Origin of the sequence: Mycolicibacterium diernhoferi (assembly GCF_019456655.1) — a bacterium.
Lineage (GTDB): Bacteria > Actinomycetota > Actinomycetes > Mycobacteriales > Mycobacteriaceae > Mycobacterium > Mycobacterium diernhoferi.
Map to the genome: position 1 here is coordinate 4,664,785 of NZ_CP080332.1, position 25,710 is coordinate 4,690,494.

Annotated in this window: 32 protein-coding genes; 21 read left to right on the plus strand and 11 right to left on the minus strand. The window is 68.9% G+C overall.

The annotated features are described in order from the left end of the window. Positions 1-13: 13 nt before the first annotated feature. Complete coding sequence (typA, locus tag K0O62_RS21985; RefSeq protein WP_207551004.1) at positions 14-1,918, minus strand: translational GTPase TypA; 1,905 nt, start codon at positions 1,916-1,918, stop codon at positions 14-16. Between the two features lie 63 nt (positions 1,919-1,981). Here typA and K0O62_RS21990 point away from each other — a divergent pair, with 63 nt between their 5' ends. The 3 genes from K0O62_RS21990 to K0O62_RS22000 all read left to right on the plus strand — a co-directional run bounded on the left by K0O62_RS21990 (position 1,982) and on the right by K0O62_RS22000 (position 3,109). After that, positions 1,982-2,143 carry a hypothetical protein gene (locus K0O62_RS21990; protein WP_097933606.1) on the plus strand — a complete coding sequence of 54 codons (162 nt, stop codon included), beginning with the start codon at positions 1,982-1,984 and terminating at the stop codon, positions 2,141-2,143. Positions 2,144-2,226: 83 nt separating this feature from the next. Continuing rightward, complete coding sequence (locus K0O62_RS21995; protein WP_073858856.1) at positions 2,227-2,493, plus strand: hypothetical protein; 267 nt, start codon at positions 2,227-2,229, stop codon at positions 2,491-2,493. Between the two features lie 292 nt (positions 2,494-2,785). Then, complete coding sequence (locus tag K0O62_RS22000) at positions 2,786-3,109, plus strand: hypothetical protein (protein WP_131817456.1); 324 nt, start codon at positions 2,786-2,788, stop codon at positions 3,107-3,109. Between the two features lie 20 nt (positions 3,110-3,129). Here K0O62_RS22000 and K0O62_RS22005 read toward each other — a convergent pair whose 3' ends face one another. Beyond that, positions 3,130-3,522, minus strand: a complete 393-nt coding sequence (locus K0O62_RS22005; RefSeq protein WP_073858811.1) for a (deoxy)nucleoside triphosphate pyrophosphohydrolase — start codon at positions 3,520-3,522, stop codon at positions 3,130-3,132. A 27-nt stretch (positions 3,523-3,549) separates the two neighbouring features. Here K0O62_RS22005 and K0O62_RS22010 point away from each other — a divergent pair, with 27 nt between their 5' ends. Further along, positions 3,550-3,834, plus strand: a complete 285-nt coding sequence (locus K0O62_RS22010) for a 4a-hydroxytetrahydrobiopterin dehydratase (protein ID WP_073858810.1) — start codon at positions 3,550-3,552, stop codon at positions 3,832-3,834. Here the strand turns inward: K0O62_RS22010 and K0O62_RS22015 are convergent. After that, positions 3,779-5,161, minus strand: coding sequence for a mannosyltransferase (locus K0O62_RS22015; protein WP_073858809.1), 1,383 nt, complete (start codon positions 5,159-5,161; stop codon positions 3,779-3,781). The two genes, K0O62_RS22010 and K0O62_RS22015, sit on opposite strands and share 56 nt — an antisense overlap. 49 nt (positions 5,162-5,210) lie before the next feature. On the opposite strand from K0O62_RS22015, the gene K0O62_RS22020 reads away from it, so the two are divergent. Beyond that, complete coding sequence (locus K0O62_RS22020) at positions 5,211-5,729, plus strand: hypothetical protein (RefSeq protein WP_234800253.1); 519 nt, start codon at positions 5,211-5,213, stop codon at positions 5,727-5,729. 44 nt (positions 5,730-5,773) lie between these two features. Beyond that, the gene (locus K0O62_RS22025) at positions 5,774-6,745 is read left to right on the plus strand and encodes an Rv1157c family protein (protein WP_073858807.1); all 972 of its coding nucleotides are present in this window, start codon (positions 5,774-5,776) and stop codon (positions 6,743-6,745) included. 76 nt (positions 6,746-6,821) lie between these two features. Here K0O62_RS22025 and K0O62_RS22030 read toward each other — a convergent pair whose 3' ends face one another. Beyond that, positions 6,822-6,971: a DUF1059 domain-containing protein gene (locus K0O62_RS22030; RefSeq protein WP_073858806.1), complete on the minus strand. Its 150-nt coding sequence runs from the start codon at positions 6,969-6,971 to the stop codon at positions 6,822-6,824. A 32-nt stretch (positions 6,972-7,003) separates the two neighbouring features. Between K0O62_RS22030 and K0O62_RS22035 the strand changes: the two genes are divergently transcribed. Next, positions 7,004-7,657 carry a nitroreductase family protein gene (locus tag K0O62_RS22035; RefSeq protein ID WP_073858855.1) on the plus strand — a complete coding sequence of 218 codons (654 nt, stop codon included), beginning with the start codon at positions 7,004-7,006 and terminating at the stop codon, positions 7,655-7,657. A 109-nt stretch (positions 7,658-7,766) separates the two neighbouring features. On the opposite strand, the gene K0O62_RS22040 is transcribed toward K0O62_RS22035, so the two are convergent. Further along, entirely contained in the window at positions 7,767-8,351 is a 585-nt protein-coding gene (locus K0O62_RS22040; RefSeq protein WP_073858805.1) for an HhH-GPD-type base excision DNA repair protein, read from the minus strand. Positions 8,352-8,422: 71 nt separating this feature from the next. On the opposite strand from K0O62_RS22040, the gene K0O62_RS22045 reads away from it, so the two are divergent. From K0O62_RS22045 to K0O62_RS22085, 9 genes are all read left to right on the plus strand, one after another. After that, positions 8,423-9,661 (plus strand): amidohydrolase, encoded by a 1,239-nt coding sequence (locus K0O62_RS22045; RefSeq protein ID WP_073858804.1) that lies wholly within the window; start codon positions 8,423-8,425, stop codon positions 9,659-9,661. A 108-nt stretch (positions 9,662-9,769) separates the two neighbouring features. Further along, positions 9,770-10,072 (plus strand): DUF732 domain-containing protein, encoded by a 303-nt coding sequence (locus K0O62_RS22050; RefSeq protein ID WP_073858803.1) that lies wholly within the window; start codon positions 9,770-9,772, stop codon positions 10,070-10,072. Positions 10,073-10,075: 3 nt separating this feature from the next. Beyond that, complete coding sequence (locus K0O62_RS22055) at positions 10,076-11,311, plus strand: sensor histidine kinase (RefSeq protein ID WP_073858802.1); 1,236 nt, start codon at positions 10,076-10,078, stop codon at positions 11,309-11,311. 19 nt (positions 11,312-11,330) lie between these two features. Further along, positions 11,331-12,137, plus strand: a complete 807-nt coding sequence (locus K0O62_RS22060; RefSeq protein WP_073858801.1) for a LytR/AlgR family response regulator transcription factor — start codon at positions 11,331-11,333, stop codon at positions 12,135-12,137. Beyond that, positions 12,130-12,489, plus strand: coding sequence for a hypothetical protein (locus K0O62_RS22065; RefSeq protein ID WP_073858800.1), 360 nt, complete (start codon positions 12,130-12,132; stop codon positions 12,487-12,489). The genes K0O62_RS22060 and K0O62_RS22065 overlap by 8 nt, the downstream gene beginning before the upstream one ends. Further along, complete coding sequence (locus K0O62_RS22070) at positions 12,486-14,216, plus strand: sodium/solute symporter (RefSeq protein ID WP_073858799.1); 1,731 nt, start codon at positions 12,486-12,488, stop codon at positions 14,214-14,216. The genes K0O62_RS22065 and K0O62_RS22070 overlap by 4 nt, the downstream gene beginning before the upstream one ends. A 203-nt stretch (positions 14,217-14,419) precedes the next feature. Continuing rightward, positions 14,420-14,710, plus strand: a complete 291-nt coding sequence (locus tag K0O62_RS22075) for a DUF485 domain-containing protein (protein ID WP_079244521.1) — start codon at positions 14,420-14,422, stop codon at positions 14,708-14,710. Beyond that, positions 14,707-16,341, plus strand: a complete 1,635-nt coding sequence (locus K0O62_RS22080; RefSeq protein WP_073858798.1) for a monocarboxylic acid transporter — start codon at positions 14,707-14,709, stop codon at positions 16,339-16,341. Before K0O62_RS22075 ends, K0O62_RS22080 begins: the two co-directional genes overlap by 4 nt. 55 nt (positions 16,342-16,396) lie before the next feature. Further along, positions 16,397-17,590, plus strand: a complete 1,194-nt coding sequence (locus tag K0O62_RS22085; protein ID WP_097933616.1) for an MFS transporter — start codon at positions 16,397-16,399, stop codon at positions 17,588-17,590. On the opposite strand, the gene K0O62_RS22090 is transcribed toward K0O62_RS22085, so the two are convergent. Together K0O62_RS22090 and K0O62_RS22095 are read right to left on the minus strand one after the other, a co-directional pair. Continuing rightward, positions 17,587-17,760 (minus strand): DUF5302 domain-containing protein, encoded by a 174-nt coding sequence (locus tag K0O62_RS22090; RefSeq protein ID WP_097933602.1) that lies wholly within the window; start codon positions 17,758-17,760, stop codon positions 17,587-17,589. The genes K0O62_RS22085 and K0O62_RS22090 overlap by 4 nt on opposite strands. 16 nt (positions 17,761-17,776) lie before the next feature. Continuing rightward, positions 17,777-18,220: a PPOX class F420-dependent oxidoreductase gene (locus tag K0O62_RS22095; RefSeq protein ID WP_073858796.1), complete on the minus strand. Its 444-nt coding sequence runs from the start codon at positions 18,218-18,220 to the stop codon at positions 17,777-17,779. 31 nt (positions 18,221-18,251) lie between these two features. On the opposite strand from K0O62_RS22095, the gene K0O62_RS22100 reads away from it, so the two are divergent. Genes K0O62_RS22100 through K0O62_RS22110 form a run of 3 tightly spaced genes read left to right on the plus strand, consistent with a single transcriptional unit; the run spans position 18,252 to position 20,453 of the window. Beyond that, positions 18,252-19,076 (plus strand): class I SAM-dependent methyltransferase, encoded by an 825-nt coding sequence (locus K0O62_RS22100; protein WP_073858795.1) that lies wholly within the window; start codon positions 18,252-18,254, stop codon positions 19,074-19,076. Further along, positions 19,073-19,588: a DUF1697 domain-containing protein gene (locus K0O62_RS22105; RefSeq protein WP_073858794.1), complete on the plus strand. Its 516-nt coding sequence runs from the start codon at positions 19,073-19,075 to the stop codon at positions 19,586-19,588. The genes K0O62_RS22100 and K0O62_RS22105 overlap by 4 nt, the downstream gene beginning before the upstream one ends. 22 nt (positions 19,589-19,610) lie before the next feature. Next, entirely contained in the window at positions 19,611-20,453 is an 843-nt protein-coding gene (locus tag K0O62_RS22110) for a class I SAM-dependent methyltransferase (protein WP_073858793.1), read from the plus strand. Here K0O62_RS22110 and K0O62_RS22115 read toward each other — a convergent pair. Further along, complete coding sequence (locus K0O62_RS22115; RefSeq protein WP_073858792.1) at positions 20,450-21,913, minus strand: flavin-containing monooxygenase; 1,464 nt, start codon at positions 21,911-21,913, stop codon at positions 20,450-20,452. The two genes, K0O62_RS22110 and K0O62_RS22115, sit on opposite strands and share 4 nt — an antisense overlap. 129 nt (positions 21,914-22,042) lie before the next feature. Here K0O62_RS22115 and K0O62_RS22120 point away from each other — a divergent pair, with 129 nt between their 5' ends. Further along, positions 22,043-23,245 (plus strand): PucR family transcriptional regulator, encoded by a 1,203-nt coding sequence (locus K0O62_RS22120; protein ID WP_073858791.1) that lies wholly within the window; start codon positions 22,043-22,045, stop codon positions 23,243-23,245. 21 nt (positions 23,246-23,266) lie between these two features. Here the strand turns inward: K0O62_RS22120 and K0O62_RS22125 are convergent, their stop codons facing one another. Then, a complete protein-coding gene (locus tag K0O62_RS22125; RefSeq protein ID WP_205870769.1) occupies positions 23,267-23,632 on the minus strand; it encodes an Rv1152 family transcriptional regulator in 366 nt (121 codons plus the stop codon). A gap of 36 nt (positions 23,633-23,668) precedes the next feature. Here K0O62_RS22125 and K0O62_RS22130 point away from each other — a divergent pair, with 36 nt between their 5' ends. Next, entirely contained in the window at positions 23,669-24,382 is a 714-nt protein-coding gene (locus tag K0O62_RS22130) for an NAD-dependent deacylase (protein ID WP_205870768.1), read from the plus strand. A 3-nt stretch (positions 24,383-24,385) separates the two neighbouring features. Here the strand turns inward: K0O62_RS22130 and K0O62_RS22135 are convergent, their stop codons facing one another. Both K0O62_RS22135 and K0O62_RS22140 read right to left on the minus strand, forming a co-directional pair. Beyond that, positions 24,386-25,015, minus strand: a complete 630-nt coding sequence (locus tag K0O62_RS22135) for a class I SAM-dependent methyltransferase (protein WP_073858789.1) — start codon at positions 25,013-25,015, stop codon at positions 24,386-24,388. Continuing rightward, positions 25,008-25,709, minus strand: a complete 702-nt coding sequence (locus K0O62_RS22140) for a TetR/AcrR family transcriptional regulator (RefSeq protein ID WP_073858788.1) — start codon at positions 25,707-25,709, stop codon at positions 25,008-25,010. The genes K0O62_RS22135 and K0O62_RS22140 overlap by 8 nt, the downstream gene beginning before the upstream one ends. Position 25,710 lies beyond the last annotated feature (1 nt).

Here is a 25,710-nt window from a genome sequence, read left to right on the forward strand (position 1 = left end):
GCCCGGTCCAGGCTCAGGAGTTCTGTGCCTTGGCCCGCGACTTCGCCCGGGCCCGCAGGCTGGCGGTGAGTTCGAGCTTGCGCACCCGCACGATCTCCGGGGTGACCTCGACGCACTCGTCCTCGGCGCAGAACTCCATGGCCTGTTCCAGGCCGAGTTCCAGCGGACGGGCCAGCGTCTCGAAGACGTCGGCCGTCGAGGACCGCATGTTGGTCAGCTTCTTCTCGCGGGTGGCGTTGATGTCGAGATCCTCGGCGCGCGGATTGATGCCGACGACCTGGCCCTCGTAGGTGTCCTGGCCGGGCTCGACGAAGAACTGTCCACGGTCGGCGAGCTGGGTCATCGCGAACGGCGTGATCTTGCCGCTGCGATCCGACACCAGCGAGCCGGTGTGGCGGGCCCGGATCTCGCCGGCCCACGGCCGGTAACCGTCGAACACCGCGTTGGCGATGCCGGTGCCGCGAGTCAGGGTGAGGAAGTCGGTGCGGAAGCCGATCAGCCCACGGCTGGGCACGATGAAGTCCATCCGGACCCACCCGGCGGCATGGTTGGTCATGTCTTCCATGCGGCCCTTGCGCGCGGCCATCAGCTGGGTGATCGCCCCGACGAACTCTTCCGGGGTGTCGATGGTCATCGCCTCGAACGGCTCGTGCAGTTTGCCGTCGATGGTCTGGGTGACCACCTGAGGCTTGCCGACGGTCAGCTCGAAGCCTTCGCGGCGCATCTGCTCGACCAGGATGGCCAGCGCCAGCTCACCACGGCCCTGCACCTCCCAGGCGTCCGGACGGCCGATGTCGACGACCTTGATCGAGACGTTGCCGACGAGTTCGGCGTCCAAGCGGCTCTTGACCATGCGCGCGGTCAGCTTGTGCCCGGGCACCTTGCCGGCCAGCGGCGAGGTGTTGGTGCCGATGGTGACCGAGATGGCGGGCTCATCGACGGTGATCCGCGGCAAGGCGTGCGCATGCTCGGTGTCGGCGAGGGTGTCGCCGATCATGATCTCGGGCATTCCGGCGACGGCGACGATGTCGCCGGCGATGGCCTCATCCGTCGGCGTGCGCTCGACACCGACGGTGACGAGTAGTTCGGTGATCTTGGCGTTGGTGACGACGGGGTGACCGTCGACCTCACGCATCCAGGCCACCTGCTGGCCCTTCTTGAGCTTGCCCTTGTAGATGCGGACCAGCGCCAGACGGCCCAGGAACGCGGACGCGTCGAGGTTGGTCACCAGCGCCTGCAGCGGGGCCTCCGGGTCGCCCTGCGGCGGCGGGATGTGCTCCATCAGCACGTCGAACAGCGGGTCGAGGTTCTCCCCGTCGGGGTTCTCCCCGTTGGCCGGCTCGGTGGTGCTGGCGATGCCCGCGCGCCCCGAGGCGTACAGCACCGGCAGTCCGAGCGCGAATTCGGCGGCCTTCTGCGCCTCGTCGTCGAGGTCGGAGGCGACGTCGAGCAGCAGGTCGTGACTCTCGGACACGACCTCGGCGATCCGGGCGTCGGGACGGTCGGTCTTGTTGACCACCACGATCACCGGCAGGTGCGCGGCGAGCGCCTTACGCAGCACGAAGCGGGTCTGCGGCAGCGGCCCCTCCGACGCGTCGACCAGCAGCACCACACCGTCGACCATGGACAGACCGCGCTCGACCTCGCCACCGAAGTCGGCGTGGCCCGGGGTGTCGATCACATTGATCACCGTCATGCTGCCGTCAGGGTTCCGACGATGCACCGCGGTGTTCTTGGCCAGGATGGTGATGCCCTTTTCCTTCTCCAGGTCACCGGAGTCCATCAGGCGTTCGATGGCATCATCGCCACGGTGCGACAACGCACCGGACTGCCGCAGCATGGCGTCAACCAGCGTTGTCTTACCGTGGTCGACGTGCGCGACGATGGCTACGTTGCGAAAATTGGGGCGAGAATCCACAACCATCATTGTCGCAGTGCAGGTACCCAATCACGAAAACGATGAGTCCACCGGAAGGCGGGCGTGAAGAAACTGCTCTCGGCCAAGCCGAAGAAGAAGTGCTGCCGCAGCAAGCCGCGGTGCAAGAAGTGTCCACTGGTCCTGCACAAGGTGCACAAGGCCGCTCATCACGGCATCAAGGGCAAGGAGTTGGAGAAGGTCTACAAGAGGGCCCGAAAGGCGTGATGAGCAGGATCGATACCTGTCGTTGACGGGGTTTCCGGCGTACCGTGGAGGCACCCGCCAGACGGTGGTTGGAGGTATCGATCATGACGGTTTACGAGGCCCTCACGGTGGCGCTGATCGTGGTGCTGGCGCTGGCGACGACACTCGCGATCTACGTCGGTCTGTTCAACTGGTTCGGTGCCGTACACGTCGTTCGGTGTGCCGCATGTCACCATCTGACGGTGGCCTCGGCCCGGGCCGCGCAGAGTTCCTGCCCGCAATGTCGGCACCAGGCCCTGCTGCACCCGATCTACAACGCCCGCCATCCCGACCATCCGGTGCGGGTGGTCGGCGACCGACTCCGGTACTGACGGCACCGTCTCGCGACGGCCCGATGCGTCCGTCGGTGGTTCGTCGCGGCCGTTTCGGCCCCGCGGACCACGAAAAACCTGTGAGTTTTTCTTAATATTCGGCAATTTACCTGTTCGTCAATCTGGGCCCTGAGGAATCCTCAGCCTGCGCCGAGCAAACGCCACAACCGGCCGGAGCAGTTGGTAACGTGGCCCGGCAAGCGACCAGAGCGGTTCGCTGCGACGAAGGGGTTCAACACCGATGCCGTTCAGCACCCGAAACCTTGTACGTTCCGCCACCAAGCTGACCGTCGTGGGCATCGGAACGGCGGCCTTCGCCGCGGCGCTGGTGACCGTCAGCTCCGCCACCGCGAACGCCGACGTCGTCGAGATCAAGCCGCGCCCGAACGTCACCAGCCGCCAGGCCGTACTGGTCGACAAGAACGCACTGCGCCGCACCGGCCAGGGCGTGGTCCGCGGAGCCGGTGCCGAGAACCGCCGCCCCGACAGCGGCGGCGTGATGGCCCAGGGCATCATCCGCGAGGGCATCATCGCCGTTCCGAGCACCTCGTCCGCCCCGTTCGGGGTCCGCGCCAACGGCGAATTCCGCCAGGGCGCCCCCATGGGCAGCTGGTGACCTGACGCCGCACCGGACAGCTACGAAGTCCGCAGGGCCGCAACCAGATCCGGCACCCAGCCGCGGTCGGCCGGTACCCAGGCCAGCGCATCCAACTCCTCGGCTCGCACCCAGCGCAGCGCACGGTGATCATGCGGGTGTGGGCTGCCCGAGCACGCAGTGACCAGGTAGGCGCGCAGCGTCACGGTGGGGCTCAGCGCGACATCGGCACCGAGACGGGCCCCGACGGTGACGGTGACCCCAAGTTCCTCCTGCAACTCGCGCACCAGCGCGTCGGCGTCGCTCTCCCCCGCCGCGACCTTGCCCCCGGGCAGCTCCCACAGCCCGGCCAGCTCCGGTGGCCGTTCCCGCTGGGCGACCAGCAGCGTGCCCTCTGAAACAAGTGCTCCCGCAACGACGATCTGCCCATTCATCGCGGTTGACGGTATACCGTCGAATCCATGGCTGTGTTAACGAACGACCAAGTCGACGCCGCACTGCCCGACCTGTCCGGCTGGGAACGGTCCGACGGGGCGCTACGCCGGTCGGTGAAGTTCCCGACGTTTCTGGACGGCATCGAGGCCGTGCGCCGCGTCGCCGAGGTGGCCGAGCAGAAAGACCATCACCCCGACATCGATATCCGTTGGCGGACAGTGACTTTCACGCTGGTGACGCATTCCGCCGGTGGTATCACCGATCAGGACCTGCAGATGGCAAAGGCGATCGATCAGCTGCTCGGGCAGTAGCTGACCTGCCGGCGCCGGCGAGCCAGCCCAGGGTGGCCAGCGTGGCCACCGGATAGACCAGGCCCGCCCACGCCAGATGCCAGGGCCGGCCGATCTCCCAGATCGTCGGCTGCGCGAAGCTCAGCAGCCACGGCACCCCGATCAGCGCCAAAGCCAGCCATCCCCAGCCCAGCACCCGGGCACCGATCCGCTCCCGCAGCGGGCCGTGCAGCAGCCAGATCATCAGCGGGATCAGCCACACCCAGTGATGGGTCCAGGAGATCGGTGAGAGCACCAGCCCGAACAGCTGCACCGTGACGATGCCGCCGAGGCGGTCGTCGGCGCCGATCGCCCGCCACGCCAACAGTGCCAGCACCGCGGTCAGCAGCAGCGCCGCGATCACGATCGGCCCGTATCCGGCGTCGTGCCCGAGGATCCGCGAGATCGCGCCACGCCAGGACTGGTTGAACGAGGTCCCGATCGGCCCGACGCGGCGGGCGTCGCCGAGCAGATCGGTGAAGTAGTAGCGCGCCTGCTCGCCGACCACCAGTGCCGACACCCCGACGGTGCCGAAAAAGACCACCGCGGAGAACACCGCCACACCCCAGCGGCGCACCCCGACGAAATACAGTCCGGCGATGGCCGGGGTGAGCTTGACCCCGGCGGCCAATCCGACCAGCAGCCCAGAGAGCCACCATCGGCTGCTCTGCACCGCGCACAGCACCGCGAGCACCAGCAGCACATTGATCTGGCCGTAGTCGAAGGTACTGCGCAGCGGCTCGGTCCAGATGCCGACCGCGGTCCACAGCAGCGCCGGCCGCATGTCGGTGCGGCCGAGCAGGCGCAGGCTGATGCGCACCACGCCGTAGAGCGAGGCGAAGATCCCCAGTTGCCAGACGAAGGCCACCACCCCGAACGGCAGCAGGCTCAACGGATAGAACACCACCGCCGCGAACGGCGGGTAGGTGAACGGCAGCGGGAAGTCCGGGGTCTGTTCGGCGTAGACGTAGTCATACAGCGCCCCCGGATGCTCCAGGGTGTCGGCGCCGCCGACGTAGACGTGCAGGTCGACGAAGTTGGCGCCGTTGGGCACGAGGTAGGTCCAGGCGAGCCGCGCGGCGATGCTGACCAAGAACAATAGCGGCGCCCAGCGATAGAGCTGCGCCGTCGGACCGGTGTGGTGTTTGGTGTCTACCGGCCCGACTCTATCGACCCCGCACCCCCGACCCGCTCGGCCGGGCGGGCGGTCACCATCGACGCACACCTCCGTAACGGTTGAATAAACGCCACTCTTGTCACTTGAGTAACACCAGTAACTCCGTACCGTCGGATTCAGACGTGCCGTCAACGAAATGGGGAGTCCCGTGTCACCAGTCAGAAAAGCGTTTGCCGCCAGCATGATTGCCGGAGCAGGCGCCGTCGCCACCGCCCTGATGCTCAGCCCGACCGCCGTGGCCGAGCCGATCCCGGCGCCGCCCGCACCGGCGCCCGCAATGCCCAACCTGCCGTTCGTGAACCAGCTCGCCGGCCTGCCGGCCGCTGCGCCGCAGCTCATCCAGGGGCTCGCCTCGGCGTTCACCGGTGGTGGCGCTGCGACCACCCTGCCGATCGACCCGATCACCCCGGCGCCCACCGCCACCGCATCACTCAATCTGCCGCAGGCCCCGGCCGCTGCCGCCGCGCTGCCCGCCGCTGCGGCCGCCGCGCCGGCGATGGCCGGGATGCAGAACCTGATGCCCGCCGGTCTGGCGTCGCTGATGCCCGCGGGCACCCCGCTGGCCGGTCTGCTGCCGCAGGCCCCGGCGGCCACCCCGGCCCTACCCACGGCCCCGGGCGTGGCTCCGGCCTCGTCGCCGGCCGATGCCGCCGCCCAGTCGCTGGTGCCGATGTTCCTGCCGGTCTCCGCTCTGCCCTGACCGTCAGTAACCGCCCGTCACCGAGAAATCCACCAGGGGGAGTCATGCCATCGATCCGGACAATGCTGACCAGCACCACTGCCTGCGCACTGGTGCTGGGCGGCGGCGTCGCGGTCCCAGCCCACGCCGACCCGGCCGCGCCCGTACCGCTGCCGATCAACGGATTACAGGCTCCGGGGCTACCGGCGATGGAGACGCTCGGTCCGGCGATTCAGCAGGCCGCTGCTGATCCGACCAATGCCGCATCGATGCTCATGGCCGCCGCCGCCGCGTTCGCCGGAAACGCGGCGGCCCCCAGTGATTCGTTGAATGTCGCGTCCGCTGTGAACCAGTTCGTGTCCGAGCCGCAGGCCCACCTGCCTGCGGCCGGCGCGGGCGCCCAGGCGCACCTGCCCGCCGGGGTCGATCCGGCGTACTCGGTCGGCCCGGTCCCGATGGCCGTGCCGAAGGACCTTCCGGCCCCCGCGGCCGCCGTGCCCGCCGCCGATGCACCCGCACCGGCACCCGAGGCTGCGCCCGCTCCGCCGCCGCCGGCCGAACCACTGGCCGCGCCCGCACCCGGACCCGCACCCGCGCCCGCCGGGGCGACCCCGTCGTTCGGCCCGGACGCGCCGACGACCCAGGACTTCATGTACCCGTCGATCAGCAACGGCTGCCTCGCCGACGGCGGCAACGTGCTGGCGACCGCCATCTCGGTGGCCGGCCCGGCCACCATCCCCGCCCCCGGCCCGGCCGCGGGCCAGACCGCCTACGTCTTCACCGCCATCGGCACGCCCGGCCCCGCGGCCGAGCAGAAACTGCCGCTGAACGTGACCTGGGTGAACCTGAGCACCGGCAAGTCCGGGACCGCGACGCTCAAGCCGCAGGCCAACATCAACCCGGAGGGCCCGACCACGCTGACCGCCATCGCCGAGACCGGCTCGGGCAGCATCATGTCGACGATCTTCGGTCAGGTCACCACGACCGAGAAGCAATGCCAGTTCATGCCCACCATCGGCTCGACGGTGGTGCCTTGACAGCCTCAGACGCAAACGCATTCCCGGCCGTCATGGGTAATTCGTGACGGCCGGGAATGCGTTTCTCGGAGCTGCCTCAGTAGGCCATGAACAGGATCATCTCCCGGTCGTATTCACGGCCGGGATGCGAATCCGAGAGGTGCTGCTGCGCCTTCTCCACCAGATCGTCCTCGTCGGTGCCTTGAATCGCTTCGCCACACGGGCAGTTCAGATGTGTCTTCGCCATATGAACACAATCGCATACGAATGACGGTGAGCATGGATATCTACGACGTAATGCGCACAACCGGAGCGGTCCGGGAGTTCACCGGCGAGCCTCTGCCCGACGAGACGCTGACCCGGATCCTGGACAACGCCCGGTTCGCACCCAGCGGCGGCAACCGTCAGGGCACCCGGGTGGTGGTGATTCGTGACCAGGCGACCAAGGAAACGCTCGCCGATCTCTGCGCCACCGGGTTCCGGCGCTACATCGCCCAGCAGCGCAACGGGGAGAATCCGTGGAACCCGCTGCACCCCATGGGCGTGTCGGCCGAAGATCTCGCCGCGGTGCGAGTCCGGCGGCCGGCGCACCTGATCGAGGCCGACGTGGTCCTGGTGGTCTGCGTGGACCTAGGTGTGGTCGCCGCCTTCGACCAGGGTCTCGACCGCATCGGCGTGGTGGCGGGCGCCTCGGTGTACCCGCTGGTGTGGAACATCCTGCTCGCGGCCCGCAATGAAGGCTTCGGGGGCGTGCTCACGACCATGGCGGTGCCCGAGGAGCCCGCGGTGCAGGAATTACTCGGCATTCCCGGCGAGTTCGCCGTCGCGGCGGTGGTGCCGCTGGGGAAACCGGTCAAACAGGTACGCAAGCTGAGGCGCCGCGCAGTGTCCGAGTTCGTCACCCGGGAGCGGTTCGACGGCCCCGCATTCTGACCGTGTCGCGTAGCGACGGTGCAACCAGATCGAGAAATCGCCCCGATCAGCGATCTGAGTGCACCGTCGGCGCCGGCTCAGGCCTTCGCAGCCTTGGCCCGTCGTTGGCTTAGGCCTGCTTCGCAGCCTTGGCGGCGGCCTTCATCTTCTTCTTGTACGCCCGAACCTCCTGCAGCGAACCGGCGTCCACCACATCGGCCACCGACATGTGCGTGCCGGGCTTGCCGTAATCCCCCGCCGCGGCACGCCACCCCTCCGGCGTCACGCCGTACTGCTTGCCCAGCAGGGCGAGGAAGATGCGGGCCTTCTGATCCCCGAAGCCGGGCAGCCGCTTGAGCCGGCGCAGCACCTCGGCCCCGTCCGGGTCGCCGGCGGTCCACAGCGCGGTGACGTCACCGTCGTACTCATCGACGATGGCCTGCGCCAACGCCTGCACCCGCTTGGACATCGACCCCGGGAAGCGGTGGATCGCAGGGGTTTCCGAACACAGCGCGATGAACTCGTCCGGGTTGTAGTCCGCGATCTGACGGGCGTCCACCGCACCGATGCGGTCGGCGATCTTCTTCGGCCCGGCGAACGCCGTCTCCATCGGGATCTGCTGGTCCAGCAGCATGCCGACCAACAGGGCGAACGGGTTGGACTCGAGCAACGCGTCAGACGCTGGATCTTGGGTCAGGCACAGATTCCCGGTCATACCGGCAAGCCTACGATGTGGGTTTCGCCAGAAGCGTTGACGGCAGCACAACTCCTGCCAGACTGAAAAACATGAGCGCGGCCACCGCAGTGCTGCAACGGCTCCCCGATATCCGGTCCTGGCAGGAAGACCTGTATCGGGACCTACACCGGCACCCCGAACTGTCCCACCAAGAACACCGCACCGCGCAGCTGGTCGCCGACCGCCTGCGCGCGGCCGGCTACGAAGTACACGACCGGGTCGGGGGGACCGGAGTCGTCGGCATCCTGCGCAACGGCAGCGGCGGGTCCGTGCTGCTACGCGCCGATATGGACGCCTTGCCCGTCCAGGAGGCCACCGGCCTGCCCTACGCGAGCACCGAGCGAAGCGGCGACGTGCCCGTCATGCATGCCTGCGGCCACGACGCGCACGTCACCTGCCTGCTCGGCGCCGCAACGCTGCTCGCCGAGGGCACCGAGCATTGGTCGGGGACCGCGATCACCGTCTTTCAACCCGCCGAAGAAGTCGGCGACGGTGCCCGCGGCATGATCGCGGACGGTCTGGCCGATCTCCTGCCGCCGGTGGATGTCGCGCTCGCCCAACACGTCTTCCCGATACCGGCCGGGCAGGTCGCCACGCACCGCGGCCCGATGCTCGCGGCCGCCGACAGCATCCGGATCACCGTCTACGGCCGTGGCGCACACGGCTCGATGCCCCAGGCCGGGGTCGACCCGGTGGTGCTCGCGGCGATGATCGTGCTGCGACTCCAGACCATCGTCTCCCGGGAAGTCGCCGCCACCGACACCGTCGTGCTGACCGTCGGCAGCATCCACGCGGGCAGCAAGAGCAACGTGATCGGGGACCACGCGGTCCTGGAAGTCAATCTTCGCACCTACGACGACGCCGTCCGCAACGCGGTACTGGCAGCGATCCGGCGCGTCGTCTCCGCCGAATGCATGGCATCCGACTCCCCGAAGGAACCGGATTTCGAGTTCTACGACCGGTTCCCGCCGACCGTCAACGACGACGCCGTCACCGACCGGGTGAGCGATGCGTTCGCCGGGTTCTTCGGCGAGCGATTCAGCCCGATCGGGGCCGGAGCGGCCAGCGAGGACTTCAGCGACATCCCCCGCGGGCTCGGCGTGCCATACACCTTCTGGGGCATCGGCGGCACCGACGAAAAGCTCTTCCGCAAGGCCGTCGACTCCGGACGCGTCGCCGTGGACATCCCGGTCAATCACTCCCCGACCTTCGCCCCGGTCATCCAGCCCACCTTGGACACCGGAACCCAGGCCCTCGTGGTCGCCGCGCTGGCTTGGCTGGCAACCTAGGCCGCCCCGAACGGCCGGGCCACGTCCTCGGAGAACGGCGAATCCGGGGGCCGGTGTCGGTGCAGTGTGCGAACGTGATCTCCTGACCAGCAGGATCGGCCCGAGGAGATGGCTATGAGACGCATGATCGCCCCTGTCGTTGCGGCTATGGCCGTCGCGATCGCCCTGGCCGGGACCGCTCATGCGATTCCGGAACAGGGCACACCGGCCTTCGACGAGTACATGGGCGGTCTGCAGCGCAACGGCTACAACCTGAACCCCGACACCGCCTGGCGCGCCATGCACCAGGCCTGCGTGGGCGGTCTGCCCGGCTACATCGGTCTGGAACTGGCAGCCCAGGGAGTCATCGGGCCCGGCGCGCAAGAACGGGTGATGGACGTGGCCAGGAAGTACGCCTGCCCGGTCCAGTAACCGATGTCGGGACAGATCGCGCTGACGCTGGCGGTCGCGCTGCTGCTGGCGGCGGTGGCCGCAGTGCTGGTGGTGCGCACCCGCCGTGTCGTGGCCACCCCCACCGAACGGGCCGTGCACGCCGCGCTGCACACCGCCTCGGAGGCCGCGCGCGCGTTGCGCCAGGGGCTGGACGCCGAATCCGCCGCCACCGCAGCACCGTTCCTGCGGGAGCTCACCGGCACCAACGGCGTCGCCCTGTTCGACGGCCACGGTGAACTGCTGGCCGCCGACCCGTCCGACCAACAGATCTGGCAGCCCGACATCACCGAAACCTGCGCGGCGACCGCCGCCGAGTCGATCTCCGGTGAACGCCGGGTCCTCAACGGGGCCCGCACCTCGACCGTGGTGGCCCAGCCCCTGATGACCGAGGCCGGTGACGTACTCGGCGCGCTCGTCGTCGTCACCATCGGCACCCCGGGCCCGGGCATGCTCGGCGCCATCGGCGAGGTCGCCCGCTATGCCGCCGGCCAGATCGAACTCGCCGAACTCGACGCCTCCCGGGCCCGCCTGGACAAGGCCGAGGTGCTGGCGCTGCGTGCGCAGATCAGCCCGCACTTCATCTACAACGCGCTCAACACCATCGCCTCGTTCGTCCGCACCGACCCTGCCCGGGCCCGCGAACTCATCCTGGAGTTCGCCGACTTCACCCGCTACTCGTTCCGGGCGGCCGGGCAGTACACCACCCTGGCCGAGGAGCTGCGCAACATCGACCGCTACCTCACCCTGGAGCGGGCCCGGTTCGGCGCCGCGCTCAAGGTGCGCCTGCAGGTCGCCCCGGAAGTGCTCAACGTGGTGGTGCCCTTCCTGGCGCTACAACCGTTGGTGGAGAACGCGGTCCGGCACGGGCTGGCCGGCCGCGGCGGCGGGTCGGTGGAGATCGTCGCCACCGACGCCGGATCGGACTGCGTCATCACCGTCGAGGACGACGGCTCCGGGATGGATCCCGACGCGCTGCGCGCCGGCCCCGGTGACGCGCTGGCCGACCGACCCGATCCCCCGGTCGCTGCGCCCCAGCCCGCCGGCGCCGCCGAGTCCGCGCATGTCGGCCTGACCAATGTCGACCATCGGCTGCGCGCCGCCTTCGGCAACGACTACGGTCTGGTGGTCGAAACAGCCATCGGAGCGGGTACCAAGGTCATCATGCGAGTTCCCAAGTTCCGCTCGGGCGTACGTGCGGGCGGAGGCGGGTTCGCATGAGCGAGCGTATGAGCGACTCGTGACCGCCAACCTGACCGTGCTCGCCGTCGACGACGAGGCCCCCGCGCTCGACGAGTTGGCGTACCTGTTGGGCGACCATCCCGATATCGGCACCGTGTACACCGCCGGCGACGCCACCTCGGCGCTGCGCGAACTCAACCAGCACGACATCGACGCGGTGTTCCTGGACATCAACATGCCCGGCCTGTCCGGTATCGAACTCGCCGGCGTGCTGCGCAACTTCGCCAGCCGGCCCGCCGTGGTGTTCGTGACCGCGCACGACGACAAGGCGGTCGCGGCGTTCGACGTGGGGGCCCTCGACTATCTGCTCAAGCCGATCCGGCAGAACCGGCTCGACGAGGCCGTGCGCCGCGTCGTGCTGGCGCGGGCCAACGAACCCGAACCGGCCAACGGGGCAGACGCAGTCACCGACACCACCGACTCCGACTCCGATGTCATCCCCGCCGAGCTCGGCGGCATCACCCACCTGGTCCCCCGGGACAGCATCGGCTGGGTGGAAGCCGAGGGCGACTACGCCCGGCTGCATTCGGCGACCGGATCACACCTGGTGCGAATCCCGTTGAGCGTCCTGGAAACACGGTGGCGCGACCGCGGCTTCCAGCGCATCCACCGGTCCTATCTGGTCTCGCTGCGACTGGTGACCGGCCTGCGCACCGCCGACGGCGCCATGCTGGTGCGCCTGCGCCCGAACGGGGACTCACCGGCGGTGGAACTCCCGGTCAGCCGGCGCCAGGCCCGCGAACTGCGCGACCGGCTGGTCCGCGACCCGATGCGCAACCTCAAACCGGGCGGCACCGATGACTGAACGCCCGCAACGCCAACGCGTGGTCCTCGCGCACCGCCGCGGTGCGCGGATGGTGCGTACCCGGGTGGAGGTCCAGGAGCAGACCCACGTCGGTGATGCGCTGGTGCGCGGGCTGGTGCGCGCCCAGCTCGGGCTGGCGCTGCGGCTCGCCGCGGTGGTCACACTGGCGGTCGCCGGGATCCTGGTGCTCAGCGCGACGGCGCCGGATCTCACCCTGTTCGGGATGCGACTGAACTGGCTGCTGCTGGCCGTGTTGCCCTATCCGCTGCTCTACGGCGTGGGGCGACTGTATGTGCGGCTGGCCGAGCAGGGCGAGAAGGACTTCGTCCGGGTCGTCGACAGCGAACCGTGACCGGCTCCCCGCTGACCGCAGCCGCGCTGTTACTGGCCGCCGTCGCGACGGTCGTGATCGGCAGCTGGGGTGTTCGCTTGTCGCGCACCACCTCTGACTTCCTGGTGGCCTCCCGTAGTGTCGGACCCCGCTGGAACGCCGCCGCCATCTCCGGGGAATACCTCTCCGCCGCATCGTTTCTCGGGGTCGCCGGGCTGATCGCGAAATACGGCGCCGACGCCCTGTGGTATCCGGTCGGCTTCACCGCCGGCTACCTCGGCCTGCTGTTGTTCGTCGCCGCGCCACTGCGCCGCTCCGGTGCGTACACGGTGCCCGACTTCGCCGAGTTCCGGCTCGGCTCGGCCCGGCTGCGCAAGGTGGCCATGCTCGTCGTCGTGATGATCTGCCTGTTCTACCTGGCGCCGCAGTACCAGGGCGCCGGGCTGGCCCTGAAAACCCTTCTCGGCATGCCGGTTTGGATAGGTCCGGTGATGGTGGGCGCGATCGTCATCACCAATGTGGTGGGCGGCGGGATGCGGTCGATCACCTTCGTGCAGGCCTTCCAGTATTGGCTGAAACTCACCGCGGTCGCCATCCCCGCGCTGGCACTGCTCGGCCTGTTCTTCTCCGACCGCGGGGACCTGGGCGGCCCGCTGCCCCCGACCGTGGACCGGGACACCACGGTGCAGATCGAAACCGATGTGGTGGTCCGGGTGGTCGACCCGGCCGGGATCCGGGTCACCGGGTTGCTCGACGGAAAAGCCGTGCGCGACGCCGCCTTCGGCGCACCCGGTGAGCACACCGTGGGCACCGGGACCAGCCTGACCCTGGATGCCGGCGCCGCCACGCCCGCGGTGGCCGGGACGCCGAGCACCGGCGCCGAGTGGATCGCCTCCGGCGGCGGCCTCGGTGGCGGGCACCCGCTGTACCAGGTGCTGTCGATCATCGTCGCGACCTTTCTGGGCACCATGGGCCTGCCGCACGTGCTGGTGCGCTTCTACACCAACCGCGACGGCCGGGCGGCCCGGCGCACCGCGCTGGCCGTGATCGCGCTGGTGTCGTTGTTCTACGTCTTCCCCATCCTGCTCGGGGTGTTCTCCCGGCTGTATGTGCCGCAACTGTTGATCACCGGAACCGCGGACGCCGCAGTGCTCCTGGCGCCCGGGTCGGCGATCGGCGGGGCGTTCGGGCAGCTGCTGGCCGCGCTGGTCGCCGCCGGTGCCATCGCGGCGTTCCTGGCGACCTCGTCGGGGCTGCTGGTCAGCATCGCCGGCGCGCTGGCCACCGATGTGCTGCGCGGCCGGGTCCGCGATTTCCGGGTGGCCGCGGTGATCGGCGGCCTGATCCCGATCCCGCTGTCACTGCTGGTATCGGATCTGGAACTGTCCCGCACCGTCGGCCTGGCCTTCGCCGTCGCGGCGTCCACCCTGTGCCCGCTGTTGGTGCTCGGGATCTGGTGGCGCGGACTGACCGTCGCCGGCGCCGCGAGCGGGCTCATCGTCGGCGGGCTGGTGTGCGGCGGGGCGGTGCTGGTGGCCATCACCGGCGGCGTCGACGAGGCGGTGCTCGGCGGTTGGCCCGCAGTGGTGGTCGGCTATCCGGCCGCGGTGAGCGTGCCGGTGGCGTTCGCGACCATGATCGTGGTCAGCCTGTTCACCCAGGCCACCCCCAACGTCGCGCAGATCTTCGCCCGGATGCACGTGCCGGAGCGTCTGGGCATGGGCGTCGAGCGCCTCCCCAAGGGGTAGGCCCGGGCACCGTTCATCGTCGACGACTGACCGTTCACCGCACCTCGCCCTCGTTTCAGCCGTTTCACCTGGGGGAACACTTTCGGTTGTGACCTGAGTCTCAATACGCTTTCAGTCAGTTGCGGTTCACATCGAACAGTCAGGAGCACGCGGTGCCCACCACCGATAGTCGGCCGGCCCCCACCGGCCAAGAGTTCGTCGCCATGCAGGCGAGTCCCGAGTTCCAGGAGTTGCGCAGCCGACTGCGCAGGTTCGTCTTCCCGATGACCGCCTTCTTCCTGATTTGGTACGGCCTCTACGTCCTGCTGGGCGCCTTCGCCCACGACTTCATGGCCACCGAGGTAATCGGCAACGTCAACGTCGGTCTGATCATCGGTCTCGGTCAGTTCCTGACCACCTTCATCATCACCGGTCTCTACGTCCGGTTCGCCAACCGCGAGCTGGACCCGCGCTCCGCGGCCATCCGCGACGAACTGGAAGGGCCCCTGAAGTGAACCTCCTGGCAGCCACCGAAGCGGTCGGCAATCCCGCGGCCAACATCGGCATATTCGCGCTGTTCGTCGTCGTCACCATGGTCGTGGTGATCCGGGCCAGCAAGAAGAACGCCACCGCCGACGAGTTCTTCACCGGCGGCCGCGCATTCTCCGGCCCGCAGAACGGCGTCGCGATTGCCGGTGACTACCTGTCGGCGGCGAGCTTCCTCGGCATCGCCGGCGCCATCGCGGTCTACGGCTACGACGGCTTCCTCTACTCCATCGGCTTCCTGGTGGCCTGGCTGGTGGCCCTGCTCCTGGTGGCCGAATTACTGCGCAACACAGGCCGATTCACCATGGCCGACGTCCTGAGCTTCCGGCTCAAACAGAAGCCGGTGCGGCTGGCCGCGGCCACCTCGACCCTGACGGTGTCGCTGTTCTACCTGCTGGCGCAGATGGCGGGCGCCGGCGGCCTGGTGGCGCTCTTGCTCAACATCAACAGCCGCAGCGGCCAGTCGGTCGTCATCGCCGTGGTCGGTGTGTTGATGATCATCTACGTCCTGGTCGGCGGGATGAAGGGCACCACCTGGGTGCAGATCATCAAGGCCGTGCTGCTGATCGCCGGCGCCGGGCTGATGACCGTCATGGTGCTGGCCAAGTTCGGGCTGAACTTCTCAGAGATCCTGGGATCGGCACAGGCGGCGATCTCCGGCGCGACCACCGAGGGCGTGGCCGGCCGCGATGTGTTGGCGCCCGGCGCCCAGTACGGCGGCTCGCTGACCAGTCAGATCAACTTCATCTCCCTGGCACTGGCGCTGGTGCTCGGCACGGCGGGCCTGCCGCATGTGCTGATGCGCTTCTACACCGTGCCCACGGCCAAAGAGGCACGGAAGTCCGTGGTGTGGGCCATCGCCCTGATCGGCGCCTTCTACCTGTTCACCCTGGTGCTCGGGTACGGCGCGGCCGCCCTGGTAGGCCCGGACCGAATCCTCGGTGCAGCCGGTGGGGTGAACTCCGCGGCACCGCTGCTGGCGCTGGAGTTGGGCGGTGTGGTGCTGCTGGGCGTCATCTCCGCGGTCGCGTTCGCCACCATCCTGGCGGTCGTCGCCGGGTTGACCATCACCGCGTCGGCCTCGTTCGCCCACGACGTCTATGCCAACCTGGTGCGGCACGGAGATCGCGAAGTCACCGAGGCCGAGCAGGTGCGGGTCTCCCGGATCACCGCGGTGGTGCTGGGCATCGTGGCCATCGGTCTCGGCATCCTGGCCAACGGCCAGAACATCGCCTTCCTGGTGGCGTTGGCCTTCGCCGTCGCAGCCGCAGCCAATCTGCCGACGATCGTCTACTCGCTGTACTGGCGACGGTTCAACACCCGTGGCGCGTTGTGGAGCATGTACGGCGGTCTGATCTCCACCATCGTGCTGATCATCTTCTCCCCGGCGGTGACGGGTTCGAAGACAGCGATGCTGCCCAGCATCGACATCGCCTGGTTCCCGCTGGCCAACCCGGGCATCGTGTCGATCCCGCTGGCCTTCGCCCTCGGCATCATCGGCACCCTGACCTCACCGGATGACGAAGATCCGACGGTCGCCGCCGAGATGGAGGTCCGGTCGCTTACCGGAGTGGGTGCGGAGAAGGCGGTAGCCCACTGACCCAGCACACCGGCCACGCGGATTAACCGGACCGGCGGCAGTGTTGTTCACATCCGTGAACAACCGCCGCCGGTCCTTCGCGTTCGCCGCCCTCGCGTACGCCTTCGCCGCCACCATGATCGGCACCACCCTGCCGACGCCGATATACGCGCTCTACGGCGAGCAGATGGACTTCGCGGTGGTCACCACCACGGTCATCTTCGCGGTGTACGCGGTGGGTGTGCTCGCCGCACTGCTGATCGCGGGTGGCTGGTCTGACGCGATCGGGCGCCGGCCGATGTTGATGGCCGGGCTGGGTTTCGCGCTCGCCAGTTCCACGCTCTTCCTGTTCGCCGACAACATCGCGCTGTTGCTGATCGGCCGACTGCTGTCCGGTCTGTCGGCCGGCATCTTCACCGGCACCGCCACCGCCGCGGTGGTGGAGTCGGTCGCGCCGCCGCGGCGGGGGTTGGCCACCACCGTGGCCACCATCGCCAACGTCGGCGGTCTGGGCAGCGGGCCGGTGCTGGCCGGACTGCTGGTGCAGTATGCCCCGCATCCGCTGGTGCTGCCGTTCCTCATCCACATCGTGTTGGTCCTGCTCGCGGTGCCCGCGGTGCTGCTCGCCCCGGAAACCTCCAGCCGGACCGGCCGGATCGCCGTGCAGCGCCTCGCCGTTCCCGCGCAGGTGCGCCCGGTGTTCCTGACCGCGGCCACCGCGGCGTTCGCCGGGTTCGCGGTGATGGGCCTGTTCACGTCGGTGGCCCCGTCCTTCGTGGCCGATGTGATCGGCATCGGCAACCATGCCCTAGCCGGCGCGGTGGCGGCCTCGATCTTCCTGGCCTCGGCCATCGCCCAGCTGGCCGGTCGCCACATCCCGCCGGCCCGCGCGGTCGCCGCGGGTGCTGCACTGCTGGTGATCGGGATGGTGATCTTGGCTGCGGCGCTGGCGTATTCGTCACTGGCCGGCATGCTGGCGGCTGCATTGGTGGCCGGTACCGGGCAGGGCATCAGCTTCAGCCGCGGACTGGCATCGGTCGTCGAACGCGTGCCGACGGCGCAGCGCGGCGAGGTCAGCTCCACCTACTTCGTGGTCGGCTACGTGGCGATATCGGTGCCGGTGGTCGGCGTGGGCCTGGCCGCACAGACCTGGGGTCTGCGCGCCGCCGGAGTGTGCTTCGCGGCCGTCGTCGGGGTGCTGGCGCTGGCCTGTCTGATCGCCATCCTGATTCAGGAGCGCCGGCCCTCCGAGCTGAGCAGTTCTCGCTAACCGCTCTTGCGGCGGAACTCCCGACGGCTGTTGTCGGCGGCACCGTGGGCCCGCGACTGCTTCCGGCCGGCATCGGCGTGCGACGCCCCAGCGTTGGCCTGCGTCTTCTTCCGCTCCAGCGCCTCGCGGAACTTGCGCTTGTTGTCGTCTTCGGGTGTCTCGTCGGCCATGGCGTCAGCCTAGCCCTCACAGCCGCCCGGGCGGCATCCCGTACAGATGCGAGATCGGCAGGGTCAGCAGCACCCGGCGGTCCTCGACCATCGCGCGACGGTAGTCGTCCCAGTCCGGATGCTCCCCCGCGATGTTGCGGTACAACGTGATCAACGCCTCGACGGTGTCGTCGTCGGGTGCCGCGGCAGGCGGGGTCAGCACCGCATGCCCCTCGGCGACGGCGTAGGCCCATCCGTCGTCGGAGGACACGTGGACCGAGGCGCGCGGGTCACGGCGCAGATTGCGGGTCTTGGCCCGCGGTTCGGTGACCGAGACCCGGATCGCCGCGTTGGGCGCGTCGAAGTAGTAGGACACATTGGACAGCTGTGGCCGACCGTCCTTCTTGATGGTGGCGAGCACACCCAGCGAGTTCCCGCTGATCAGTGCCAACAGCTTGTCATCGAAAACCAGGCGCCCCATGCCACGAGCGTACGACTCTACGATCGGGGATATGCGTGGCTTCGGCGGAACCAGCCTGGAAGGGGTGTCCGCGACGACGTTGTGGACCCTGCACAACCGCGGCACCGAGGCCAAGCGGTCCGACGGGGTGATCCGGGATCCGTGGGCGGTGACCCTGCTCGACACGATCGACTACGACTACCGCAAGTTCGGGAAACCCAATCAATCGCACGCGTTGCGGGCCCGCGCCTTCGACGCCGCCGCCATCGAGTATCTGACGGCCCACCCGAAGGCGTCGGTGGTGGCCCTGGCCGAAGGGCTCCAGACCAGTTTCTGGCGGCTGGCCCGGGCCGGGGTCGCCGACGAATTGACCTGGTATTCCATCGATCTGGAACCGGTGATGGAGCTGCGCCGGCGGCTGCTGCCACGCAACGACCGGATCATCGAGCTGGCGCAGTCCGCCCTGGACCGTAGCTGGATGGACCGGGTGAACACCGACAACGGCGTGTTCATCACCGCAGAGGGGTTGCTGATGTACCTGGAGCCCGAGGACTCGCTGAGCCTGATCGCCGATTGCGCGGCCAGATTCCCGGGTGGGCAGATGATGTTCGACTCGATCCCGCACTGGCTCAGTAGGCGCACGCTGACCGGTCTGAAGCTGTCGGACCGCTACCTCACCCCGGCGATGCCGTTCGCGATGACCGCCGACGAGGGACTGGCGCTGGCCGGCACCATCGACGGGGTGCGCAGCGCACGCGACATCATCGTGCCGCCGGGCCGCGGCGTGTGGCGGCTGACCAGCAGTACCGCCCTGGACCGGATCGGCGCGTTCCGGCGGAGCAGGCCGAGCATCACGCTGCTGGAGTTCGGCCGGTGACCCGCTATGCGGCGTTCCTGCGCGGGGTGAACGTGGGCGGGGTGAACCTCAAGATGGCCGACGTCGCCGCGGTGTTCACCGACGCCGGGTTCACCGACGTCAAGACCATCCTGGCCAGCGGCAACGTCCTGCTGGACAGCTCCGCGTCGACGGCCGCGGTGCGTCGCACCGCCGAGACCGCGCTGCGCGACGCGTTCGGCTACGACGCCTGGGTGCTGGCCTATGACGTCGACACCCTGGCCCGGATCTCGACGGACTATCCGTTCGAGCGCGACGTGCCCGAGCACCACTCATATGTCACCTTCGTCAGCGATCCGACCGTGCTCGACGAGCTGGTGACGCTGGCCGCCGACGCGGGTGAGACCGCGGCCCGCGGGGACGGGGTGCTGTACTGGCAGGTCGCCCGGTCGGCGACGCTGAACTCCGCGATCGGCAAGACGATGGGCAAGAAACGCTACAAATCCTCGACCACCACCCGCAACCTGCGGACGCTGGACAAGGTGCTGCGCTGAGCCCGCCGGTACATTCGCCACCATGAGCAACTCCTCCACCAGCAAGGCCGACGGCACCGTCCTGACCGGGGTCTCCGAGACCGCCCTGCTGACACTGCTGGTCCGGGCCACCGAGGCACGCAGGCCCGACGCGATCCTGCGCGACCCGGTGGCCGTCGACCTGGTCGACGCGATCGACTTCGATTTCGCGAAGTTCGGGCACGTCCGGCGCCAGGACATGGCGCTGCGCTCGCTGGCCTTCGACCGGGAGACCACGAGGTATCTGCGTGATCACCCCAAGGCCACGGTGGTGGCCCTGGCCGAAGGACTGCAGACCAGCTTCTACCGCCTCGATGCGTCCGGGATCGGCAACGAGTTCCGTTGGCACACCGTCGATCTCCCACCGATCACAGCACTGCGCGACAAGCTGTTGCCGCACTCGGACCGGATCTCGGTCAGCGCCCAGTCCGCCCTGGACTACAGCTGGATGGACGAGATCGACACCGAGCACGGGGTGTTCATCACCGCCGAGGGACTGTTGATGTATCTGCAGCCCAGCGAGTCACTCGGCCTGATCACCGAGTGCGCCAGGCGCTTCCCCGGTGCGCAGATGATGTTCGATCTGCCGCCGTACTGGTTCGCCTGGTGGGCCCGCAAGGGTCTGCTGCGCCCCTCGCTGCGGTACACGGTGCCGCCGATGCCGTTCAGCCTGACCGTGTCCCAGGCCGCCGACCTGGTCAACATCATCCCCGGCGTGCGGGCCGCCCACGACGTGCCGCTGCCGCCCGGACGGGGCGCGGTGCTCAACGCGCTGATCTGGGCGGCGCACCGGCTGCCGGTGCTGGATCCGCTGCGCGGGGTGACCACCCGACTGCAGTTCGGTTAGATCACCGCGACCGGTACCGCGCTGGAGAACCGCAGGCCGGGATCGGTGACCGGCCCGTTGCGCAGCACCTGGGCGTCGATGGTGTAGTTCATCGTCATCCGCCAGGGGCCGTGCACCCCTTGGCGTGGGATCTCGTCGACGGCGCGCTGCACGTACCCGGCGGCGAAGTCCAGCAGCGGTTTGGTGGCCATCTCCGGATCCTCCAGTTCCGGTCGCACGTGGGCGAATCCGTGCTCGTCCATGTGAGTGAGCAGTCGGCAGAAGTGCTCGCAGAGCAGCCCGACCTTGAGCGTCCAGGACGAGTTGGTGTAGCCGAACGCGAAAGCGAAGTTCGGCACCCCGCTGAGCATGATGCCCTTGTAGGCGACGGTCCGCGCGAAGTCGACCGGCTCTCCGTCCACGGTCAGCGTGATACCGCCGAACAGCTGGACGTTCAATCCCGTGGCGGTGACGATGATGTCGGCGTCGAGTTCGCGGCCGGACTCCAGCCGCACACCGGTCTCGGTGAAGGTCGCGATCCGGTCGGTGACCACCGAGGCGCTGCCGTTGCTGATCGCGTCGAACAGATCGGCGTCGGGTACCGCGCACAACCGCTGATCCCACGGGTTGTACTGCGGGCTGAAATGTTCGTCGACCGGATACCCGGCGGGCAGCTTGGCGGCGTTCACCCGCCGGATCAGCCACCGCGCCGCGGACGGGTATCTCTGGCAGAAGGTGTACACCGCACGCTGTTTGGCGATGTTCTTGCGGCGCGCCAGGGCGTAGCCACGGTCCTCGCCGAGCAGCCGGCGGGCCGTGTTCGCGAAGCCGTCCTTGGCGGGCACCGGCATGACGTAGGTCGGTGATCGCTGCAGCATGGTCACGTGCCCGGCCGTCTTCGCCATCGAGGGCACCAGGGTCACCGCGGTAGCGCCGCTGCCGATGATCACCACCTTCTTGCCGGTGTAGTCCAGATCTTCGGGCCAGTGCTGCGGGTGCACGATCTGCCCGGTGAACCGGTCGCGCCCCGCGAACTCCGGCGTGAAGCCCTCGTCGTAGCGGTAGTAGCCGCCGGCGCAGAACAGCCAGTTGGCGCTGAACCGGAGCAGTTCGCCGTCATGCTCGACCTCGACGATCCACCGGGCGTCGGCGCTGCTCCAGGCCGCGCCGATGACCCGGTGATGGAAGCGGATATTGGACTCGATGCCGTTCTCGTCCACGGTCTCGCGCAGGTAGGCGAGGATCTTGTCCGCGGTGGCGATGGCGTGTTCATCGCGCCAGGGTTTGAACTCGTAGCCGAACGTGTGCAGATCGGAGTCGGACCGAATTCCGGGGTAGCGGAACAGATCCCAGGTCCCTCCGGTCGCACCCCGCGATTCCAGGATGGTGTAGCTGCGGCCCGGATGGTCGCGCTGCAGGTAGTAGGCCGCCCCGATCCCGGAGATCCCGGCACCGACGATCAACACGTCAACTGATTCCATGGCCTGCTCCTGTCCGCAAGGGCGATCGATGTATCGATCGTCGCCCCTCGCGGCCCCGCCAGCCAGGTCAGAACATACCTGTTCAACGCTTCAGTGGTGCAGAGTGCACCACCGGCCTAGGGTGGGGCGATGGCCGAGGAACTTCCGTCGCCACGGGTCAGGGAGTTGATCCGGCAGTGCGCGCAGATTGTGGTCGGCGCCCGCCCGGAATGGCTCGAAGAACTGGACCAGGCGGTGTTGGCGGCGAGCCCGGTGATCGCCGCCGACCCCGAGCTGGCCGCCGCGGTGAGCCGCAGCAATCGCGCCAACCTGTTCTTCTGGGGCACCGCCAACGTCCGCGATCCGGGTGCACCGGTACCGCCGAACACCGGACCGGAGCCGCTGACCATCGCCCGCGAGCTGGTGCGCCGCGGTATCGATGCGTTCCCCCTCGACGCCTACCGGGTCGGCGAGGGTGTGGCCTGGCGCCGGCTGATGGAGATCGCCTTCGAGCTGACCAGCGACCCCGCCGAGTTGCACGACGTGCTGCAGACCTGCTCGCGCTCCATCAGCGCGTTCGTCGATGCGACGTTGGCCGGCATCGCCGCCCAGATCGAGCTGGAGCGCGACGAACTGACCCGCGGCAGCCTCGCCGAACGGCGCGAGACCGTCACGCTGCTACTGGAGGGCGCCCCGATCCCCCGGGACCGCGCCGAGCACCGGCTCGGCTACGCGCTGACCGGCAGTCACACCGCGGCCGTCATCTGGACCGACAGTCACGCCGGGGACCTGGCGAGGCTGGACAGGGCCGCCGAGGCGGTCGGCCGTGCCGGCGGCGGGCGACCGCTGAGTGTGCTGGCCAGCACCGCGACCCGCTGGGTGTGGACGCCCGGCGGTGTCGACAGCGACGCGGTGGCGGCCTCGATCGCGGTGTACCCCGATGTCCGGGTCGCCATCGGCACCGCCGGTGACGGGGTGGGCGGGTTCCGGCGCAGTCATGTCGAGGCCATCACCACCCAGCAGATGATGGCGCGGCTACATTCACCGCAGCAGCTCGCGCGGTTCACCGACGTCGAGATGGTCTCGCTGATCACCGCAGACCCCGACCGGGCAGGCGAATTCGTCGGTCGGGTACTGGGCGACTTCGCCGGAGCCGGGGCCGAATTGCAGGACGCGGTCAGGGTATTCGTGGCCAGTCAGTGCAATGCCTCGCGCGCGGCGGCCCGGCTCTACACACATCGCAACACCCTGCTGCGCCGGCTCACCCGCGCCGACGAACTGCTCCCCGCGCCGTTGGCCCAGTGCAGCGTCGACGTGGCGGTCGCGTTGGATGTGCTGCGCTGGACCGGGTAGCCGGTCAGTCGACGGCCGCTTTCAGTCGAACGCAGCGTCGAGGTAGCGCAGCGCCTCGGCCTTGCTCAGGCCCTGCGCCCGGGCCGTCTCGGCGAAGGCGTGCGCGGCGGCGGCCATCGCGTTCTCGGCAGGATCGACGCTGGCCACGAAAGTGCCGAACCGGCCTCGGGTTTCGAGGACGCCTGCGGTTTCCAGCTCGCGGTAGGCCCGGGCCACGGTGTTCACCGCGAGGCCGACCTGCCCGGCGAGATCCCGGACCGTCGGCAGCCGGGTGCCGGGCGTGAGTCGTCCGTCACGCACCCCATCGATGATCTGCGTGCGCAACTGTTCGAACAGCGGAGATCCGGCCTGGTGATCCAGCCGCACCCATTCCCCCAGACCGCCCACGTGCCCAGTATGTCGCACGCGCGATAGTTTGGTCAGGTGCGAGTGACGTTGCTGAGCGGCGCGGGCATGTCCGCCGAGAGCGGTGTGCCCACGTTCCGCGATGTCGAGACCGGTTTGTGGGCACACGTCGACCCCTACGAGATTTCCAGCAGTGACGGCTGGCAGCGGCACCCGGAGCGGGTGTGGGCCTGGTATCTGTGGCGGCACTACATGATGAGCGCCGTCGACCCGAACCCCGGCCATCTGGCGGTGGCCGCCTGGGAGGACTACGCCGAGGTGCACGTCGTCACCCAGAACGTGGACAACCTGCACGAACGGGCCGGTAGCAGCCGGGTGCACCACCTGCACGGCAGCCTGTTCGAGTTCCGCTGCGACCGGTGCCACACCCCGTACAGCGGCGAGCTGCCCGCCATGCCGGAACCGGTCGAGATGATCGATCCGCCGCGCTGTTCGTGCGGCGGGCTGATCCGGCCCAATGTGGTCTGGTTCGGCGAGGGTCTGCCCGATGACGCCTGGGATGCCTCGGTGCAGGCCGTGGCCAAGGCCGATGTGGTGATCGTGGTCGGTACGTCGTCGGTGGTCTACCCGGCCGCGGGTCTGCCGGAGGCCGCGCTGGCCAACGGCATCCCGGTCATCGAGGTGAACCCGCAGGAGACGCCGCTGTCGGCGGCTGCCACCGCCGTGGTGCGGGAATCCTCGGCGACCGCCCTGCCCGATCTGCTGCAGCGGCTGCCCAAGCTGCTGAGCTGACCCCTACGGCCGGCTGGCACGCCCGAGGGCGAACTCGGTGACCGGCAGCGGTACCCAGGCCGGGAAGGTCTGCGCGCGCCGGGCGGTGGCCACCGAGAAGCCGGCCGCGGCGATCGACGCTTCGGTGTTGCGGTGGGTGTGGCAGTTGCCGAGCAGCCGCGGCCACACCGTCGCGTCGGCCACCTTCTGCAGCGTCCCGCGCGCCCCGACGCCGGCCACATGCTCCAGATACCGCAGTTCGCCACCGGGTTTGAGTACCGAATAGAGCTGGCGCACAACACCGTCGGGATCATCGACCGAACACAGCACCAGCGAGCACACCACGGCGTCGAACGACTGATCTTCCTCGAAATCCTCGATCGCGGCGGTACTGACGGTCACCAGCACCGGCGCGGTGCGGGCGGCCTGGCGCGCCACCTCGGCGAGCCGGCGTTCAGGTTCCAGGGCGACCACCTCGGTGACACCGGCCGGGTAGTGCGCGAAGTTCGTTCCGGTTCCGGCGCCGACCTCCAGGACCCGGCCGGTCAGGCCGGCCAGGTTGGCCGTCCGCAGCCGGCGCAACGCTTCCGGTTCGTGCCCGGACAAGGCGATCCACAGCCGGGCGAAGAAGGGGTTGTCCACAAGATCACTCATCCGGTTGCTCCTCGAGCTCCTTGAGTTTCGCGAGTTTCTCGATGGCCGCCCCGGGCTCGAGATCGGCCCCGATGAAGCCGATGGCGATGTGACCAGAGCATATCGACCGCAACACCCGGTCGGTGAACTCTTCGGCGTCACCCCAGGGCAGGTAGGGCTTGGCGATCAGCAGCGCCGCGACGCCGTGCGCGGCCGTCCACAGCTCCAGGGCCGCGGCCGTGGAATCCCCACGCGGGTAGACACCTTCATCCATCAGCCGCTCGATCGTGGCGCGCATGTGCACGAACGCCGAACTGGCCAGCGTCATGTCGACATCGCTGTCGGGCCGGCCCTCACCCATGGTCGCGATGCGGTACAGCTCCGGGGTCCGCCGCGCGAACCGCACATACGCCAAGCCCTGCGCGCGCAGCACCTCGATGGTCGAGCTCGCCTCGGTGGCGACGCGCTGCATCTCCTCGTCGAGCTGCTCGAAATACCGCGCGCAGACCGCGTCGAGCAGCGCGTCTTTATCGGCGAAGTGCAGGTAGATCGACGGCGAGGTCACCCCGACCCGTTGCGCGACGGCGCGGATCGCCACCGCCTTGGAATGCCCGGTCTCCAGCAGCAGATCGGTGGCGGCGTCGAGGATCTCCTCGCGCAGTTGCTCACCGGAGCCCCGCGCGGCTCTGCGGCGTTTGGGTGCTGGGGCGGACACG

Bases quoted from the DNA above. Each gene is read 5' to 3' on its own strand.
- K0O62_RS21995 (WP_073858856.1), top strand. From the start codon at position 2,227: ATGACGGTTTACGAGGCCCTCACGGTGGCGCTGATCGTGGTGCTGGCG.
- K0O62_RS22005 (WP_073858811.1), bottom strand. From the start codon at position 3,522: ATGAATGGGCAGATCGTCGTTGCGGGAGCACTTGTTTCAGAGGGCACG.
- K0O62_RS22010 (WP_073858810.1), top strand. From the start codon at position 3,550: ATGGCTGTGTTAACGAACGACCAAGTCGACGCCGCACTGCCCGACCTG.
- K0O62_RS22020 (WP_234800253.1), top strand. From the start codon at position 5,211: ATGATTGCCGGAGCAGGCGCCGTCGCCACCGCCCTGATGCTCAGCCCG.
- K0O62_RS22025 (WP_073858807.1), top strand. From the start codon at position 5,774: ATGCCATCGATCCGGACAATGCTGACCAGCACCACTGCCTGCGCACTG.
- K0O62_RS22030 (WP_073858806.1), bottom strand. From the start codon at position 6,971: ATGGCGAAGACACATCTGAACTGCCCGTGTGGCGAAGCGATTCAAGGC.
- K0O62_RS22035 (WP_073858855.1), top strand. From the start codon at position 7,004: ATGGATATCTACGACGTAATGCGCACAACCGGAGCGGTCCGGGAGTTC.
- K0O62_RS22040 (WP_073858805.1), bottom strand. From the start codon at position 8,351: ATGACCGGGAATCTGTGCCTGACCCAAGATCCAGCGTCTGACGCGTTG.
- K0O62_RS22045 (WP_073858804.1), top strand. From the start codon at position 8,423: ATGAGCGCGGCCACCGCAGTGCTGCAACGGCTCCCCGATATCCGGTCC.
- K0O62_RS22050 (WP_073858803.1), top strand. From the start codon at position 9,770: ATGGCTATGAGACGCATGATCGCCCCTGTCGTTGCGGCTATGGCCGTC.
- K0O62_RS22055 (WP_073858802.1), top strand. From the start codon at position 10,076: ATGTCGGGACAGATCGCGCTGACGCTGGCGGTCGCGCTGCTGCTGGCG.
- K0O62_RS22065 (WP_073858800.1), top strand. From the start codon at position 12,130: ATGACTGAACGCCCGCAACGCCAACGCGTGGTCCTCGCGCACCGCCGC.
- K0O62_RS22075 (WP_079244521.1), top strand. From the start codon at position 14,420: ATGCAGGCGAGTCCCGAGTTCCAGGAGTTGCGCAGCCGACTGCGCAGG.
- K0O62_RS22090 (WP_097933602.1), bottom strand. From the start codon at position 17,760: ATGGCCGACGAGACACCCGAAGACGACAACAAGCGCAAGTTCCGCGAG.
- K0O62_RS22095 (WP_073858796.1), bottom strand. From the start codon at position 18,220: ATGGGGCGCCTGGTTTTCGATGACAAGCTGTTGGCACTGATCAGCGGG.
- K0O62_RS22100 (WP_073858795.1), top strand. From the start codon at position 18,252: ATGCGTGGCTTCGGCGGAACCAGCCTGGAAGGGGTGTCCGCGACGACG.
- K0O62_RS22110 (WP_073858793.1), top strand. From the start codon at position 19,611: ATGAGCAACTCCTCCACCAGCAAGGCCGACGGCACCGTCCTGACCGGG.
- K0O62_RS22115 (WP_073858792.1), bottom strand. From the start codon at position 21,913: ATGGAATCAGTTGACGTGTTGATCGTCGGTGCCGGGATCTCCGGGATC.
- K0O62_RS22120 (WP_073858791.1), top strand. From the start codon at position 22,043: ATGGCCGAGGAACTTCCGTCGCCACGGGTCAGGGAGTTGATCCGGCAG.
- K0O62_RS22135 (WP_073858789.1), bottom strand. From the start codon at position 25,015: ATGAGTGATCTTGTGGACAACCCCTTCTTCGCCCGGCTGTGGATCGCC.